We start from the raw sequence: 15,386 nt of genomic DNA, 5'->3' as shown, positions 1-15,386 counted from the left end.
CTCCACCTCCATCATTTTTCGAACCTACTGCTGTTTAAGTTCTCTTCACCTGTAACTCCGTTGAATGCTTGGACCGATTAACCTGCCCCATGATGCATTCGTTGAAAGAAGACCATATATAATCCGGAATGATGCCTGTTTCCTGGATATCCTCTCTTGAGGAGATACCTGTAAGCATGAGGGCCGTCTTCATTCCATTCTGTTTACCAAATAAAATGTCTGTTTCCAACCGATCGCCTATCATGAGACAACTGCTGCTGTTCACATTCAACAGCTGGAGTGCCTTCTCTGCATAATAAGGTGAAGGCTTACCAATCACGATGGATACTTTTTGCTGGCTGGCTGCCTCAATGGAGCTTAGAATCGAGCCGGTATCCGGAATGATATCACCTTGGACGGGGCAGCAGCTGTCCGGATTTGTTGCCATGAGAACCGCTCCATGACGAACTGCTTTTGCCGCCAGATGAAGCTTATCGTAATGAAACTGCCGATCCATGCCGACTAATACATGCGTTGATTGATATGGATCTTCCGTAAGGGCCATGCCGATCGCTCTTAGTTCACTCCGCAAAGCCTCTTCACCTACAACCAGTACCCTGGCATCAGGCGCATACTCTGCAAAATACATCCCTGACACATATCCTGCGGTCAAAATTTCGTCAAGCTGGCATGATACACCCAGACTCAGTAGCCTCTTGTAGCAATCCTCCCTGGTATGAATGGGAGTATTCGTCAGGAACAACAGACGCTTGCCTTGTGATCTCAAGCTGTTTATGAAGCTATTTACGCCAGGAAGGATCATCTGGCTAACATAAATCGTCCCGTCTAGATCGAAGCAATACGCATCGTAATCGTACACATTTTCCATGACCTTACCCTTGCCCACTCATACTGAGCTGGACAGCTCCAACACATCCATGAAGGATTCGAGCTCGTCTGTACAGACCCACACGGACGGGTAATCCTGAAATTTCTTCATTATGGAAGTCTCGTTAATTGTCCAGGCCATCAATTGAATCCCCTGTTCTTGACATCGATGAATATAATGCTCGGTCACAAAAGCATAGTGCATGGACAAGAACGTCGCTCCCATCTCTACAGACCAGTCAAGAATAGCCTTCGAACAGCCAAAGGTAATTAGACCGATGCGTACCTCACTAGATAATTGTCTGATTTTCTCCAAGGCGTCAAAATCAAATGACGTAATGACAACCTGATCCAGCATGTTGAATTCCTTGATCACTTCAAGTACTTTCTCCTCCAGCTGAGGATAGTAGGCTCCCATCTGCTTAAGCTCGATATTAAGCCCAATTTTTCCCTTCAAAGCTCGCAGTACCTCTTCAAGGGTTGGTATGTGCTCATCTTGTTTTATGTTGAAAGATTGCAGCTCCGAAGCTGAATAATCAGCTACCCTGCCCGTTCCATTGGTCATGCGGTCAATCGTATGATCATGAATGACAACCGGGATACCATCTTGGCTGAGATGTACATCCAATTCGAGATGTGTGAACCCAAGTTCCACCGCTTTTAAAAAGGAAGACAACGTATTTTCAGGATATTTCTTGGGATAGCCTCGATGAGCAACTGCTTGAATGATCATGCTCAATTACCTCCTGTTGTATTTTTTTGGACAACACAAAAAACCCAGCAGCAAATCACCCTCCTTCAACATCAAGGTTGTATTGATTTACCTACCACCGGGTTTTCTCGTCGTCTCCACCCAAGGATAAATGTATGAAATTAAGTCCAGAATTTCTCATGGCCTATCGAAACAAAATCTGCCCCACTCTTTAGGGCTTGCTGTATCTCTTCCTCATACCGGATCAACCCACCAACGATCAACGGCTGTGTGATGCGTTCATTCAGCTCTTCGATGACTCGCGGCATCAGTCCCGGCATCAATTCAACCTCATCGGGCTTATAGCTCTTAATCATTCGCACTGCAGTCTCAATGGCTGCTGAATCAATGGCGAATATGCGCTGAATGCTCCGTATGCCTGCTTGCTTGGCCGCAGAAACCGCATTACTCTTCGTTGTCACGATACCATCAACTTTAAACACATCGGCAAGATATTGAATGGCCGAGGCATCTCGTCCAATCCCGGATACCATCTCGGTATGTACATAGGCCTGTTTGCCGCTTTGATGCAACCTGTCTATGATGGAGCCAAGATTCGTAATGTTTCCTGTCATCAGAATAACTCGCTTCACATCGCTTGCTATAGCCTGTGCAATCTGTTCATCTACCGTAATGGAGGCGATGATCGGATAGTTCTTCATGATTCAGTCCTCATTCCCTCGTTTGTCATCTTAAATGTTAAAGCTGAAATATTTCTTTTGTTTCATGTTCATGTAAACGGGTTGTTAATTTCGCGTCTCAACTTTCACCATCCGGAGACAGCCTAAATGCAAAAGTAAAATGGGTTCGGAGCAGCTTGAGTTAACTAAAACGCTTCATAACAAATAGGCCCGTATCGACGAAATCGACTACAGACCTATTCTGTCACGCTATTCGTTTGTTCTTAGGCCATGTCCTATGCAACTACTCCTTCACCGAACCCAGAGTAATACCATGAATGAAAAAACGCTGCAGGAACGGATAGACAATAAGTACAGGAAGCATGGCAATGAAAATTTTTGCGGCATTTAGTGTTTGATTAGACAACTCGTTCATCCGTTTATATTGATCTTCCGTCATGTTCGACGCATCGATGACCACAACGAATTGCTGGATTAATGTTTGCAGCGGATAATGATCCTGCCCTGAAGTCAGCACCAATCCATGGAAGAACTCATTCCAATGGTAGACGATGGTGAACAATGTGACAGTAGCCAGTACCGGTACGGCCAGCGGTACATAAATAGTGATTAACATTCGCCACGGCCCGGCCCCGTCCACGAGAGCAGCCTCGTCCAGTTCCTTGGGCAGATTACGGAAATAGTTTACGATTAGAATGACGTTGAATACCGGCACTCCCCCGCCAAGAACAAGTGCCCAGATGGTATCATACAACCCAATCGCCTTCACCGTCATATACCATGGAATCAGGCCGCCGTTGAACAGCAGCGTGAACACAAGAATCCACATAAATACATTGCGCATACGGAATTCACGTGGGCTTCGTGAGAGCGGATAAGCCATCATCGTTGTCACCACAAACGTAATTGTCGCACCAAGCACAACACGCTGAATGGAAATCCAGAAGGAATTAAAAAAGGAACGGTCGCCGATAATTTGCTGATATGAATTGAAGTTGAAGCCAACGGGCCATAACCATACTTTTCCGGCAGCCGCCGCTGATTTTTCGCTTAAGGACACGGCCAGCGTATACCAGAGGGGCAGTATGCACAGGAATGCAATCAGGAGCAGCACAACCAGAAGCGTTACATCGAACACCCTGGATCGCAGCGTTGTTTCTCTAATCATCTCGCTCGACTCCTTCTCCTTATCAGAATATGCGGTAATTGGCGAACTTCGAAGCCAGCAGATACGAAACGATAATGAGCACAAAACTGACCACCGATTTCAGCAAACCAACTGCGGTTGCAAGTCCGTACTGCATGTTCAGCAACCCTTCACGGTAAACCCAAGTATCGATAATGTCACCTGTGGAGTAGAGCAGTGGGTTGTACAGGTTGAAAATCTGATCAAAGCCTGCGTTCAGTACATTCCCCAGGCTTAACACTGCCAAAAGCACAATTGTGGTACGCAAGCCAGGCAGCGTCACATGCCAGATTCTCCTCATTCGGGTTGCTCCGTCAATCGAAGCGGCTTCGTACAGGGATGGACTGATGCCTGTTAGTGCAGCCAAGTAGATGATCGTGTTGAAGCCGAACTCCTTCCATACATCACTGCCGACGACAATAAACGGGAACAGGTCTGCACGGGCGAAGAACAACACCGGTTCAATCCCCACGATGTTCAGTAATCCATTGACCGGACCAGTGTACGAAAACACGTCAAGCAAGATGCCGGACAGGATAACCCAGGACAAAAAGTGCGGAAGGTACACGATCGTTTGAACCCAGCGCTTAACCACCATAAGACGCAGTTCATTCAGCATGATCGCAAAGATTAAAGGCACAATCAGGTTACCCGCAATTTTCATGACTGCAATGTACACCGTATTGAAGAAAATGGTCTTGGTATCGTTCAAGCTAAACATATATTCGAAGTTCTCCAGCCCGATCCAGGTCGATTTCCAGATGCCCTGGCCCGGGTTAAAGTCCTGAAAGGCAATGGCAATCCCGAACATGGGAATGATACTGATGAACAGCAACCATACCAATCCGGGCAATAACATAATGTAGTAATGTTTGATGAAGCTTCGGTTTCGCATCCGGTGTTCCTCCTCCGCAATCTCCCATCCTGATCTTCTCAAGAAGAAGCGCCGGATGACTGACCCGGCGCTCTGGACAGCTGCCTACTTGACGTACTCCTTCACTTCCTCGGTGATTTTGTCGCCGCCTTGCTTTTTCCAATCGCTCACGAACGTATCAAATGTATCCAGAGGTGCAGCACCCATGATGATTTTCAGGAAGGTTTCATCCTCCAGCTTCTTCAGATTGGACCAGCGGCTTTCCATGGTGCGGGTCTGGGAATAGAGAAGGCTATACACCTTATTGTAGTCCTGCTGCAAGGAAGATGATCCAACCAGCAGTGAATAGATGCGGCTCCATACGCCAAGGTCAGCCTGAGGATCCCATTACTGTAAGTCCATATTGTCATACGGCTCTTTCTTCACCTTTTTGACGTTCTCAATGTCTGCAGCAAGCAGTTTGTAGCCCGGATCAGTAAAGTCTTCCGGTTTTTTCGTGCCAGCGAGTACTTCCTGCAAAGCTTTCGCTGAATATTCGCTCTCATCCATATAAGACATCGGTACACGCAGCGGATAGTGACCTACAGGCACAGAGATATCAAACTTCGACTCGTCCCGGATGAGCAGATTCAGCATTTTGATGACCGCTTCGGGATGTTCGTATCCTTTGCGCACGACAACGAATACGGTAGAAGGAGCGCCCATATGAGCATTAAATTGTCCTTCAGCATCCAGCGGCAACAAGTATGCCTGCCAGTTGGCGTTCGGATCGTTTTTGATTGCATCGGGAAGAGGTCCATATCCCATCCACCATGGTGCAAAGAAGATACCTGCATTGCCGTTAACCACAGGTTCGGACGCGGCTTTGCGAATGCCGAGTTCCTTGTCGATTAGCCCATTCGCATACATGTCGCGCAGTTTGGCGAGAGCTTCCTTCGTTTCTGGCAGAATGGAACCGTAGACCGGGTTGCCTGCATCGTCTTTTAACCAGTAACCAGGATAAGCCTTGTACGCCCCGAAGATCGGATCAAGTCCATACGTATTGTTCGTCGATTCCAGGAAATTGGCATATAACCGGCCGCCGTTCTGCTGTCCTGCAATCCCAATCGTATCGTTCTTTCCATTTCCGTCCGGGTCTTGTTCCACAAATGCTTTCGCTACGTTCTCCAGTTCCTCCATTGTTTTGGGCGGTTCAAGTCCCAGCTTGTCGAGCCAATCCTTGCGTATCCACATTTGATGAACACCATCGGAGTGTACTTGTATACTGGGAATAGCGTACATTTTCCCGTCAAATGTTACCGCCTCGGCAGATACACCATTTGTTTTCTCCATATAACTCTTCATGGCTGGTGAAGCATATCGATTAAATGCATCGGTTAGGTCCTCCAGCTGGCCCGCCTTCACCATGGCCCGCAGCTGGGTATCCTTGACCACGAGCGCATCGGGCAAATCGTTGCTTGAAATCGCGAGGTTTACTTTCTGCTCATAGTTCGTTCCGGTCGCCGCCTGCCAGGTGACTTTGGTATCAATGTTCAGGTTGTCTTTTACATACCGCGAATACTGGTTGCTCTCTGGTGTATCCCCGGCAGGCAAACTTTTGTCTGTTGGATCGACCTCTTTGCCATACCTCAGTGTAATCGTCTGATCGTACTTGCCGAATGGATCTGCCGGCCCTTCTTCAACAACGCCAGGCTTAGTATTTTCCGCCGTTTCATTCTCCTTGTTGCCCGCGTCGCTGCAGGCGCTCGTGAATGCGAGCAACAGCATCATTGCCACCATGACCATTTTTTTGCCCAAATGCATGCTCCCCCTTTAATGGAATGTCATTCGCGTCCAGCACCAACAATATAACACGGCCGGAAAACGTTTATGGATAGAGAGCCGGACGAAGAACGGGAGGTGAAACGTCTGATTTTGTTAACGCTTATAATTCATTTATCCTACCTTCTCTCCATCCGTCTACCCTCTTCTTGGTGTATTGCGGTATTCGCTTGGCAGCATGCCCACCTGCTCACGGAAAATCCGGCTGAAGTATTTTTCGTCCGCGTAGCCCGTATGTTCCGCGATCCAGACAATCGGTTTGGCCGTTTGGGTCAGATAGTCCTTCGCCTTGTCGATCCGAATTTTGCGCAGATATTCGTTAAACGAATAACCCATCATTTCCTTGAAACATTGATTGAAATAGCTGCGACTGAGGTTGACCCGCTTCGATACATCGCTGGCAAATAGCGGATTCTGCAACTCGTCATGTACGATTTTGACGGCGGTCATGATACTGCTGCTGACCTCCTTGCGCAGATACTGTCCACCCGATAAACGTAGCGCTTCTGCACGAAAGTTCGCCATCCATTCCACCACATCGTTCCATGATACAAAATGAACAGGTGTCGTCATTTCCGTGCTGACAATGTTTTTAAACGTACGGTTCCATTCTTCCGTTACACCGTACAGCAACTGCATCAATCGGGGTACAGGCAATCTCATGCTTTTCAAATCATGTAAAAGTTCACTCATATAACACTCTTCATGAACCCAGCGAAACGAATGCAACTTGTCCTTAATGCTCACATCGCTCGCTTCAATGACTGACGACCCGATCCGTTCACGTTCACAGCACGACTCACCGTCTGATTGAGTTTCTTTTCCTTGCTCCCCATAAAACAATGCATGCTTTCCGGATTCCATCGTGGCTTCGTTATTGAACCGTTTTCGCCTGTCGGCCTGGATACGGTCATGAATGCGCCCGAGCACTTCCTCGAACCGTTCTTTCTCAAGTTGTACTTTGGCAATGTAATCGATAGCGCCCAGACGGAGTGCCTCCTGAATGTATTCAAAATCCTGATGAAGCGTCAGAACCGCAATTGGCAGTTCCGGGTAGAGCTTACGGGCGGTGCGGATTAACTCGATCCCTGACATAACCGGCATGGCCAGATCGGTAATCAGTAGATCGACGTGGTTTTCAGACAGAAATTCAAGCGCCTTCTCTCCGTTTCCCGCTTCGCCAACGATCTTCATTTCAAATCTGTCCCAAGGCATTGCGAGCATGAGCCCTTTGCGCACAAGCTGATCGTCATCGACGATAAGTACGTCAATCATGAATTTTCCTCTCCTTCACAGTGTATTGGCAGTTCAATGACGATCCAGGTTCCTTGCCCCAGTTCGCTGGATACACTCATGCTGGCTTGGCCCTCATAATAAGACTCCAGCATACGCTTAACATAATTCATGCCAATCCCCATTCCGACCCGATGACGTTCGGCCTGTTCTTGTTCCAGCAGCTCTTTAATCTTTTCTTCGGAGATTCCCCTGCCGTTATCTCTGATCAAAATTTGAAGCCCGTCGTTGTGCCTGCTTACTTCAACTTCGATTCTTCCTTTGTCATCCAGTCCATGGTACAGCGAATTTTCAACGAGCGGCTGCAAAATAAACCTTGGCACGGGCACGTTAAGCAGTTTGTCATCGATATGAATGCGAACATCGAATTGGAAATTATAACGAATCTGCTGTAGGATCAGATACTGCTTGAGCGAATCAATCTCCTCCCGTATGGTTGAGCTCTGTCCACCCATGCGCAAATTGTAATACAGCAGCTTGTTCAGCGAAGTAACCAACCGGTCTATCTCCTCCTGTCCATTCATGACAGCCAGCCAGTGCGCAGTATCGAGTGTATTCATCAGAAAATGCGGATTGATCTGGTAGAGCAGCTTTTCAATCTCCAGGTCTGCCCTGCGCTTCTCCTTTAACTCCACTTCGGAATATAACCTTGCAATATGGGACTTCATTCGTCCGAATTGCGTCAGTAGCATTTCAAATTCCGGTATGCGCGAGTCCGCATCGACCACGTTGAAGTTGCTGTTCAGCATCAGCTTCATTTCCCGGTGAAATTGGGACAGCGGCCGATATACCATTTTCCACAACAACCAGCCTATGGCCAAGCTGACTGCGGCGAATAGCACGGTTAACAGCACCATCTGCATCATCCAGCGGTTTTTCTCCTGATCGTAATCTGCTTTGGACACGAGCGACACAACGCTCCATCCCTGATTACTGTATTGCTGGTACCAATAATAGCCCGAAGCGATTCCCGAAGTTGTAGAAGATTCAGAGAGGTGGCCCGAAACCGGAAAATTTGCGTTCTCAGGGAAAGCGTCCCTTAACTCACTGTAAGAGATGCGTCCGTGATTATCCAAAATGAGATGGGCTGTATTTTTGCTGACATCGTCCAGATCAAGAATGCTCTGTGTTAGATTAAACCCGGTTTCAATGTATACATAGGCATCCTCCCGTTCGGGCAGATCCACCTTTCGCAGCGCGGAAAGGACATATTGATCGTTGAACCTGTCGTTACTGATATGTGGCCCGAAATAGGTGATTCCGTAATAGCTCGCCATAATCGGCAATTTAGCCGGATCGAATGAATCCTTCACCCCCATGGTTTCAAAGAGATAGCTGTCGTCTTCGCGAAAATAGTACATCGATAATCCGATATTGGGATTGGTAAACGCAATCAGGTTCAGCTGATTTTTGATCTGGTCGGTCAAATAACTGCGGTCATATGGTTGATCCGCAAGCATGAGCTGCTCCAGCTGCTTACCAATGCTTCCCTCGAAGGCGAGCTGCTGCGATACATGGTTTAGGTTGCTGAGTGTGTTTTCCAAGGAAAGTGTCACCTGTTTCAGATTACTTTGGATACCGGATTGCAATTTGGTCGTCAAAATGGAATTAATTGTTCGGTAGGATAGGTAGCAGGATAAGAGGAAAGGAATGAGGGCTACAGCCGCAAAAAGCAAAAGAATTCGGTTTTTCAGCGTTATTCGTTCGATACGGGATTTTAGTACATGTTCTGGTTTCATGCATTCATCTCCGCTTCCGGGTTTCGAGAAGGCCAGACATGGCGGAAGTCCCTCGGATAATATACGAGGGACCTTCTGTCCTGCCAATATTGAAACCACACGTTATGTTCAGCTTGCCATTCTACGCCTTGAAACGGTGGAGTTGCTTAAATAACTCAATAACCTACGCTTCAATTACGCAGCCAGACGCTCATTTCACCCGGTTCACGGTTTCCCCACAGATAATAAGGAATGGCTGTAAAACGTACCGGAATGCGAGGTTTGCGGATCGGTTGGTACGGTTGATCCTCTGGCCATGCTGATCCATCCGCAGTCAGTCCGTCGCCCTCGACAACAACGCATCCGCCAAGTAAATTCGGTGCATCGCGCTCCGTTAAATTCGCTGTCCCGGCAATGGATAATGAAGCTAGCGGCGCTCCGTTATCCGCTTCTTCCACGCAATATACAAGTGGTCCGCGCTGAATGGCTGCTTTGCCTGCATCAGCCCGTATTTGCGGATGAGCTTCAATCAATTGCGTTTCAAGTGGCAGTAACCACTCCAATGAATCTCCTTCCGACCAAAGTCGGTGGATATGAGCGTAACCATTGTTCAATGTATATGCCTGCTCTTCGCCATTCACTCGCAAAACAGGCTGCCCACTCTGGAACCAGTTCGGAATTCGCAATGCGAGTGTGAATGAAGCCCCATCCGAGCTGTCTGGAGCAAGCGAGATATTGAAGCTGATTTTTCCGTTCCAAGGAAGCTCGGAATGTTGACTCAGCTTGACTGCCCTGCCTTCAGCTGACGTGAATTCTACCGTACTGCCAATGTATAAATGAACATGAACCGCGTTCTCTTCCGCAGATACATCATAGATATAATCGTTCAGCGAGCTAAGCAAACGGGCCACGTTTGGCGGGCAGCAGGAACAACCAAACCACTTCTGGCGAACTGGTTTCACATGATGCTTGTCCGGATTACGCATGCTGGCCTCTGGCCATACTTCAAGCGGGTTGACATAGAAAAAGTGTTTGCCGTCCTTGGACATACTGCCAAGCACATTGTTGTACAGCGCACGTTCCATCACGTCCGCATACTCACTCTTCGCCTCCAAACGAAGCATCCGGCGCGCCCAGAAGATCAATCCGATGGATGCGCAAGTTTCCGCGTACACCGCGTCATTCGGCAGATCATAATCGAAAGTGAATGCCTCGCCCAAATGTGTCGCGCCAATTCCTCCCGTGATGTACATCTGTTTACGAGTTGTATTGACCCACAGTCGTTCGCAAGCCGCTCGCAAGCTGTCATCCTTCGTCAAGCGGGCGAGATCGGCCATGGCCGTATACATGTATACGGCACGTACGGAGTGTCCGACGGCTGCTGTCTGTTCACGTACCGGAAGATGGGATTGGTACATCTCCAAGTTCGGCGAACCTTGCGACCAGATGTTTGTTCTGCCTCCCTGTTCCCATTCCTGGATAAAATAATTCGGGCAGCTGCCCCGCTCATCAATGAAATATTGGCTTAGTTTCAAATACCGTTCTTCTCCGGTTGCATGATATAACTTGACGAGTGCCAGTTCAATCTCCTGATGCCCGCAGTATGCCCGTTTCTGGTTCTCTCCCGTACCGAAGAGCTTGTCGATTAAGTCAGCGAAACGGCAAGCAATGTCCAGTAACTTACGTTTGCCCGTTGCATCAGCGTAGGCCACCGCAGCTTCAATCAGGTGTCCGGCACAGTACAGTTCATGAGCCTCATACAGATTTGTCCACTCTTTGCCCGGTTCCTTGATTGTAAAATAAGTATTGATATATCCGTCGTCCCGCTGAGCCTGACCAATGAGGTCGATTGCTCCATCTGCGATGTTCTCCAATTCGGGGTCAGGATGACTCCTCAGCGAATAAGCAACCGCTTCCAACCATTTATATAAATCACTATCCTGAAACACCCATCCGCCGAATTCTCCCTGTTCCAGACCGGCAGCAATTCGGAAATTACGGATGGCATAGCTGGGTTCCGCCCCTTCTATACGATCATTCAATGCCTCCCATTGATAGGGTATGACTGTTTGACGTACCAGTGTGGAATAATCCTCCCAAAATGAGTCCCGGATATGAACCTGTGTTGTCTGCATCAGTAGTACCTCCTATATTAATTGACTCTTTACGAACTCAATTATATGCTTGGTATAACCGACTTAATAGGAATGGAATGAACCATTTTCTATAAAATATGACACAAGCGAAAGGATGCGAACGTTCTGGGCGAAGACACCATGATTGAACTTCATATGCCCCCACTCCCCTATTATTTGGGATCGGGCCTGACAGAGTATAAAAGCGGGGACCAGCACCCCCATCGCAGCAACATCGGAGCATATGATCTGCTAATCCTTGTTCGCGGAGAGATGTATATCGGCGAGAATGGATCACAATGGACACTAACCGAAGGAGACATGCTGCTGCTGCTGCCTGACGGAGAACACTATTCGATCCGACCTTGCGATCAGGATACCGTCTTTTATTGGGTTCACTTTGAGCATGCACCGAGACGGGATGCATCTGTGGCGGAGCAAGCGGAGAATAATACATCACCTTATTCAACCAGGCCATTTATTAACCCTTACACGCTGCGATTGCCTAAATACATGCATTTGCCTGACTCACGCACGGTGTTCGGTATGGTAGAACAGCTGCTCACCCAGCCGCCCACGCTCTCCTTTTGGCAGGAACAGCAGCTTCTCGGAGAACTGCTCAGCTTGCTTGAAGAAGAATGTTTCGGCCGAACGGATTCGGTGGCTTCCCGATTGGCCGAGCGGACTGCCGCTTACCTTCAAGCTAACTATCGGGAGAAAGTCACCAATGAAGCCATCGCGTCCGCCCTGCACTTTCATCCAAACTATATTGTACGATGCATGAAGTCGAGATACGGATGTACGCCATCCGATTATTTGCAGCAGTTTCGGCTGGAGCGGGCCAAACGTCTCCTGGTCACGACCGATTGGTCCATTGACCGGGTCGCTGAGGAAGTGGGTTTTCGGTACTCCCCTTATTTTTCGTCCTGCTTCAAACGGGAATTCGGCTTTTCTCCGCTGCAATTTCGCAAGCAATACTTAAAATAGAATTGAGCTTCATTCCTAACAGATTTGAAAGTCTTCGTGATCTAATTCCATCTTCAAACGATCCAATTGCAAAAAGTGATGTCTGTAATGCATTTCGATTAATAAAAACCATTCCTGGGCGTCCAGTGCCCCAAGTCTTGGGTGAATAACTTTATCCGTTGCAGGCGATGGACGTAAAACTGCTTCCATCTCCCTCATTCCTTCTATGACTTGATGCAACCCACCAACCAATTGCTCCATGTTTTCCGGTGCCTTTGGAGTGTACTGCGGTGAAGCAGGGACTTTAATTCGAATAGCCGGAAATTGTTCTTGCTCGAATACTATCTCCCCCAGCTCCGTTTTTCCCTTATTCAAATTTTCCGATGGTTCGCTGTGAACCAAACATTGTTTTATATTAGGCAGGTGCATAAAGAGCGCTGATTGAATCAAATGCATATACATCTGTCCTATGGACCATTCCTCCTCATCCGTCTTTCTATGTAATTGCTCCATCTCGAACTGTTCCAATTCAGCCAAATACCTCTCTACAGAATTTTCAAAAGATCTCAATACAATAAGTGTGTTTTTCATCCTTCCAGCAACCCCTTTTCATCTTAGATTTAATCAAAGTATAAAAAAACACTACTGACAGGTGTATGTCAGTAGTGTTTTAGAATATTTTTCGCAACTTCTTGAATTCGCAAGCGCAGAGACTCCGGCTCAATCACTTGAACATCCCCACCCCATCCAAGCAAATGATGCAATAGTTCTTCCGTATGCCGGACACGAAAATGAAAAGTCACACCGTCCATATGATCCTCTATGGCATCGATATAGAAGTTGACTACTTCTATAATTTTGTCTGCTATTTCAGGGTTTGCCCTGATCAATACCCGTTCATTTCGATCATCAGGCGGCCGATATTCGCTTAGGTCAAAACCATCCGGTAAAAGAAAGCGATCCTCCAATACTTGAAGTTCCGTCATTCGGGACAGTCGGAAATGACGAATGTCTTGTCGCATATCGCAGTGTGCGATTAAAACCCAATGTTCATGCAAAAGGGATAATCCATACGGAGAAACCTCCCGAAGATTGCTTCGATTCCCGTCTAGCCCCGGCATTTTTTTACGGTACATAAAACGAATCTTGTGCCGTTCCAAAATGGCGCTGCGTATTTGCTTAAGATACGTTTTAACCGTCTCTCCAGTTAAGGCATCACTTCCATGAAGGAGTCGCATGGTTTCCCGAACACGTGCAGATTCATTTCGAACCGATTCTGGCAAGATAGCTTCAATTTTATGTTGAGCCGACGTGGCTTCACTTGCGTATGTATGATCCAATCTCTGTTCAATTAAATCTGCTCCCATGAGCAGGGATACGGCTTCTTCGACTGTAAAGCTTACCGGGGGAAGAAAATACCCTTCCATTAAAGAGTAACCCTGACCAGGTGCTCCTATTATTGGCACCCCAGCTTCGCTTAGTGCTTGCATATCCCGATATATCGTTCGTACACTTGTCTCAAACCGGGAAGCCAGATCTTCTGCCCTTAGCGTTTTGCTGCGCTGTAACTCAAGGGTGATTGCAAGATGCCGCTCCGTTTTATTCATACTTCTATCCTCCACGTATTCATCATCCAAACTGCATTCATTCTACCATAGTAAGGCGTACACGGAATTATCTCGTTAATTTGGAGTAACGGATCTTTTACTGGCAACCCAACTTAACTGAAAAGTAAAATATGCGCCAATCGCTAAATCTCATTCATTCCATACATGCGATATTGATTTTCATCGATACACGGCGGCAACAATAAGCCTTTTTCCTCAAAATAACGAACTATTTTTTCAGAATTACTTTATTCGCTTCTCGTATTTGAATAAAATCAGCTTTTGAGTAAGCTGAACCTCTTTAGTCTTTTGGTATCCAAACTTCTCATAAAAGAAATGATTACGAAAGCTTAAATGCGGTGTATATAAGGTCCATAATTTTGTATTTGGAAAATGTGTTTCCACAAATTGAATTGCTGCAGTACCTACGCCCTTACTTTGATTAGAAGGAGAAATAAACACCTTATCAATGTGCATGCGCTCATCGTTGCCTCTTACATCAATCGCACCTATAATTGTTTTCCCCTCTAAAATGGTAAAATGTTGATATTTTCTAATATTTTCAGCCAATTTTTCATAGGTTTCACATGCCGGATTAGATTCAAAGTCTTCGTACTTTTCCAAATCCTCTTGAAATGCTGCTTTTTGAAGAAGAAGCAATGTTTCAATATCTTCTAATGTTGATTTCTTAAATGTTATAGACATCTTTTATTCTCCTTTTCCATAAGAAAGCCAGTATGCTTCTCTGCATGTCTAAAAGAGCATAAAGGTTCACTTAAGTATGAATTGTACCTAGCTGTGATCGACATACATCCAAGGCACGATAGGCGGAGCGTTCCATGTATGCCAAGATCTCGTCTAATGAAAAAACACTCAACTCCTGCTGGACATGTTTCACTGGATAGTTAAAGTCCTCCAGCGCCTGTTTCTTCAAAACGAATACATTCTTCTCATCAAGTTCATCCATAACTGGTATGTAAACAGCAGCATTTAGTGCCTCGTAAAGTCCCTCAGAAGTAAACATTTCAATCAGCTTCGCATTGCACAATCGAAAGTCATGGTGATAGCGATCGTACAGTGTAGGCTCGTTATTCAGTCGCTCTTCCAATCCGCTAAAGTAAGATTTCATAGCCCAAACTTCATCCGCTATTAAATGAGTTAAATAACCCAGCATGAAAGGCTCAGTTATACGCTCCTTGTATTTGGTGATGAAACGCCCGTACTCCCATCGCCTGTTGAGACCATACTTGAATTGATCCCCTAGAAAATGAGTATCGCCTTTTTCAGATTTTGCATCTGGGGCTATGGCGCCAAGGAGCATATCACCCCGATGCTTGATAGACAGCTCCTTGCCCACAAAATCCGAAATCAACAAATGCATCAACCTAGAGCCCACTCAATCATCCCCTTGATTCATTTCAGATTACCTTATTCCAATGATAGTACCACATATTGGGATTAACACCCAAAATGCATCTCCGTTCCCTAAACAAAAACAGCCGATCCATTGATCGGCTGCCTTGATGT

At 46.7% G+C, this 15,386-nt stretch carries 15 protein-coding genes; 1 reads left to right on the top strand and 14 read right to left on the bottom strand.

Translation table 11 applies throughout. From position 1 onward, the window contains the following. Positions 1-34: 34 nt before the first annotated feature. From MH144_RS01695 to MH144_RS01650, 10 genes are all read right to left on the bottom strand, one after another. Positions 35-886, bottom strand: coding sequence for an HAD-IIA family hydrolase (locus MH144_RS01695; protein ID WP_239297142.1), 852 nt, complete (start codon positions 884-886; stop codon positions 35-37). Next, positions 887-1,600, bottom strand: coding sequence for a glycerophosphodiester phosphodiesterase (locus MH144_RS01690; protein WP_239297140.1), 714 nt, complete (start codon positions 1,598-1,600; stop codon positions 887-889). It lies immediately after the preceding gene. Positions 1,601-1,740: 140 nt separating this feature from the next. After that, entirely contained in the window at positions 1,741-2,280 is a 540-nt protein-coding gene (locus MH144_RS01685) for a glycerol-3-phosphate responsive antiterminator (protein ID WP_239297129.1), read from the bottom strand. Positions 2,281-2,542: 262 nt separating this feature from the next. Further along, complete coding sequence (locus tag MH144_RS01680; protein WP_095286647.1) at positions 2,543-3,427, bottom strand: carbohydrate ABC transporter permease; 885 nt, start codon at positions 3,425-3,427, stop codon at positions 2,543-2,545. A gap of 22 nt (positions 3,428-3,449) precedes the next feature. Beyond that, positions 3,450-4,340 carry an ABC transporter permease gene (locus MH144_RS01675; RefSeq protein ID WP_239297127.1) on the bottom strand — a complete coding sequence of 297 codons (891 nt, stop codon included), beginning with the start codon at positions 4,338-4,340 and terminating at the stop codon, positions 3,450-3,452. Between the two features lie 84 nt (positions 4,341-4,424). Next, positions 4,425-4,586, bottom strand: a complete 162-nt coding sequence (locus MH144_RS01670; RefSeq protein ID WP_239297125.1) for a hypothetical protein — start codon at positions 4,584-4,586, stop codon at positions 4,425-4,427. Between the two features lie 120 nt (positions 4,587-4,706). Further along, positions 4,707-6,116, bottom strand: a complete 1,410-nt coding sequence (locus MH144_RS01665) for an extracellular solute-binding protein (protein ID WP_239297123.1) — start codon at positions 6,114-6,116, stop codon at positions 4,707-4,709. A gap of 162 nt (positions 6,117-6,278) precedes the next feature. Continuing rightward, the gene (locus MH144_RS01660; protein WP_239297112.1) at positions 6,279-7,415 is read right to left on the bottom strand and encodes a response regulator transcription factor; all 1,137 of its coding nucleotides are present in this window, start codon (positions 7,413-7,415) and stop codon (positions 6,279-6,281) included. After that, on the bottom strand, positions 7,412-9,172 hold the full coding sequence (locus MH144_RS01655) for a sensor histidine kinase (protein ID WP_239297101.1): 1,761 nt from the start codon (positions 9,170-9,172) through the stop codon (positions 7,412-7,414). Before MH144_RS01655 ends, MH144_RS01660 begins: the two co-directional genes overlap by 4 nt. A 170-nt stretch (positions 9,173-9,342) precedes the next feature. Beyond that, complete coding sequence (locus MH144_RS01650) at positions 9,343-11,286, bottom strand: glycoside hydrolase family 127 protein (RefSeq protein ID WP_239297090.1); 1,944 nt, start codon at positions 11,284-11,286, stop codon at positions 9,343-9,345. Between the two features lie 141 nt (positions 11,287-11,427). Between MH144_RS01650 and MH144_RS01645 the strand changes: the two genes are divergently transcribed. Continuing rightward, a complete protein-coding gene (locus tag MH144_RS01645) occupies positions 11,428-12,273 on the top strand; it encodes an AraC family transcriptional regulator (protein WP_239297081.1) in 846 nt (281 codons plus the stop codon). A 15-nt stretch (positions 12,274-12,288) separates the two neighbouring features. On the opposite strand, the gene MH144_RS01640 is transcribed toward MH144_RS01645, so the two are convergent. The 4 genes from MH144_RS01640 to MH144_RS01625 form a co-directional block, all read right to left on the bottom strand. After that, the gene (locus tag MH144_RS01640) at positions 12,289-12,843 is read right to left on the bottom strand and encodes a DinB family protein (protein WP_239297079.1); all 555 of its coding nucleotides are present in this window, start codon (positions 12,841-12,843) and stop codon (positions 12,289-12,291) included. A 68-nt stretch (positions 12,844-12,911) separates the two neighbouring features. After that, a complete protein-coding gene (locus MH144_RS01635) occupies positions 12,912-13,859 on the bottom strand; it encodes a helix-turn-helix transcriptional regulator (RefSeq protein ID WP_239297077.1) in 948 nt (315 codons plus the stop codon). Between the two features lie 243 nt (positions 13,860-14,102). Next, positions 14,103-14,564: a GNAT family N-acetyltransferase gene (locus tag MH144_RS01630; RefSeq protein WP_239297075.1), complete on the bottom strand. Its 462-nt coding sequence runs from the start codon at positions 14,562-14,564 to the stop codon at positions 14,103-14,105. A gap of 70 nt (positions 14,565-14,634) precedes the next feature. Then, the gene (locus tag MH144_RS01625; protein WP_239297073.1) at positions 14,635-15,234 is read right to left on the bottom strand and encodes a hypothetical protein; all 600 of its coding nucleotides are present in this window, start codon (positions 15,232-15,234) and stop codon (positions 14,635-14,637) included. Between the last annotated feature and the right edge of the window lie 152 nt (positions 15,235-15,386).

This window comes from Paenibacillus sp. ACRRY, from assembly GCF_022346995.1.
Taxonomy (GTDB): domain Bacteria; phylum Bacillota; class Bacilli; order Paenibacillales; family Paenibacillaceae; genus Paenibacillus.
This window is presented reverse-complemented; position numbering and strand designations above follow the sequence as displayed.

What these genes read in the sequence shown, in the direction of transcription:
- MH144_RS01690 (WP_239297140.1), bottom strand. Translation starts at nt 1,600, where the DNA reads ATGATCATTCAAGCAGTTGCTCATCGAGGCTATCCCAAGAAATATCCT.
- MH144_RS01685 (WP_239297129.1), bottom strand. Translation starts at nt 2,280, where the DNA reads ATGAAGAACTATCCGATCATCGCCTCCATTACGGTAGATGAACAGATT.
- MH144_RS01680 (WP_095286647.1), bottom strand. Translation starts at nt 3,427, where the DNA reads ATGATTAGAGAAACAACGCTGCGATCCAGGGTGTTCGATGTAACGCTT.
- MH144_RS01675 (WP_239297127.1), bottom strand. Translation starts at nt 4,340, where the DNA reads ATGCGAAACCGAAGCTTCATCAAACATTACTACATTATGTTATTGCCC.
- MH144_RS01670 (WP_239297125.1), bottom strand. Translation starts at nt 4,586, where the DNA reads ATGGAAAGCCGCTGGTCCAATCTGAAGAAGCTGGAGGATGAAACCTTC.
- MH144_RS01660 (WP_239297112.1), bottom strand. Translation starts at nt 7,415, where the DNA reads ATGATTGACGTACTTATCGTCGATGACGATCAGCTTGTGCGCAAAGGG.
- MH144_RS01655 (WP_239297101.1), bottom strand. Translation starts at nt 9,172, where the DNA reads ATGAAACCAGAACATGTACTAAAATCCCGTATCGAACGAATAACGCTG.
- MH144_RS01650 (WP_239297090.1), bottom strand. Translation starts at nt 11,286, where the DNA reads ATGCAGACAACACAGGTTCATATCCGGGACTCATTTTGGGAGGATTAT.
- MH144_RS01645 (WP_239297081.1), top strand. Translation starts at nt 11,428, where the DNA reads ATGATTGAACTTCATATGCCCCCACTCCCCTATTATTTGGGATCGGGC.
- MH144_RS01640 (WP_239297079.1), bottom strand. Translation starts at nt 12,843, where the DNA reads ATGAAAAACACACTTATTGTATTGAGATCTTTTGAAAATTCTGTAGAG.
- MH144_RS01635 (WP_239297077.1), bottom strand. Translation starts at nt 13,859, where the DNA reads ATGAATAAAACGGAGCGGCATCTTGCAATCACCCTTGAGTTACAGCGC.
- MH144_RS01630 (WP_239297075.1), bottom strand. Translation starts at nt 14,564, where the DNA reads ATGTCTATAACATTTAAGAAATCAACATTAGAAGATATTGAAACATTG.